Raw genomic sequence first — 937 nt, 5'->3', positions numbered from 1 at the left:
GTGGCGACCTGCCCCGGCGCGCCGGCCTGCGCCTCGGGCTCGACGCCGACGGGCACGGATGCCGCACGGCTCGCCGAGGCATTCCGGCCGTTCGCCGCGAGCGGGATGACCGCGCACGTCTCCGGCTGCACCAAGGGCTGCGCACATCCGGCCCGCGCCGACCTGACGCTGGTCGCCCGCAACGGACGCTACGGCGTCGTCCTCGACGGCTCGCCCGGCGATGCGCCGGCTCTGGAACTGACTTTCGACGCGGCGCTGGAGCGCGTATGGAGGGCGAAATCCGGTACGCTGGCACAGGCGTTCGGCCCCTCCCCCTCCCCTCGGCAAGCCTTCGCCGAGCCAGCCATCGGGACCACGATATGAGCGCCCGCCACGAATACCTGCGCGACGGCGGCGCGATCTACGCCCGGTCCTTCGCGATGATCCGTGCCGAGGCCGACCTCGTGCGCTGGTCCGGTGCGGCCGAGCGCGTGGTCGTGCGGATGATCCACGCCTGCGGCATGACCGACCTGCCGGCCGACGTGGAGATGTCCGAGACTTTCGCCCAGGCCGGCGAGGCGGCTCTGCGCGCCGGCGCGCCGATCCTGTGCGACGTGCGGATGGTCGCCGACGGCTGCACCCGCGCCCGGCTCCCGGCCGAGAACCGCGTGATCTGCACGCTGACCGACCCGCGCGTGCCCGCGATGGCGGCCGAGATGGGCACCACGCGCTCGGCCGCCGCGATGGAGCTGTGGCGCGAGCACCTGCCCGGCAGCGTCGTGGCGGTGGGCAACGCGCCGACCTCGCTATTCCGCCTGCTCGAATTGCTCGACGAGGGCGTCGCGCCGCCGGCGGCGGTGATCGGCATCCCGGTGTCTTAAACAAAACTAAGAGCCCACAATAAAGGCGCATATATCGTATTCAGTGATCTGCAGTAAAAAAAAAAAGGGGGGGGGGG

Annotated in this window: 2 pseudogenes; both read left to right on the top strand. The window is 71.2% G+C overall.

The features are described 5' to 3' along the window. Positions 1-363 (top strand): annotated as a pseudogene (locus tag FV223_RS28615) (precorrin-3B synthase); the annotation flags it as partial. Further along, positions 360-854, top strand: a pseudogene (locus tag FV223_RS28610) (precorrin-8X methylmutase); the annotation flags it as partial. The pseudogenes FV223_RS28615 and FV223_RS28610, both read left to right, overlap by 4 nt. Positions 855-937 lie beyond the last annotated feature (83 nt).

Source organism: Methylobacterium sp. WL116 (assembly GCF_008039455.1).
Classification (GTDB): Bacteria; Pseudomonadota; Alphaproteobacteria; order Rhizobiales; family Beijerinckiaceae; genus Methylobacterium.
The sequence above is the reverse complement of the archived record's forward strand: the minus strand, read 5'-3'. Positions and strand labels throughout refer to the sequence as shown.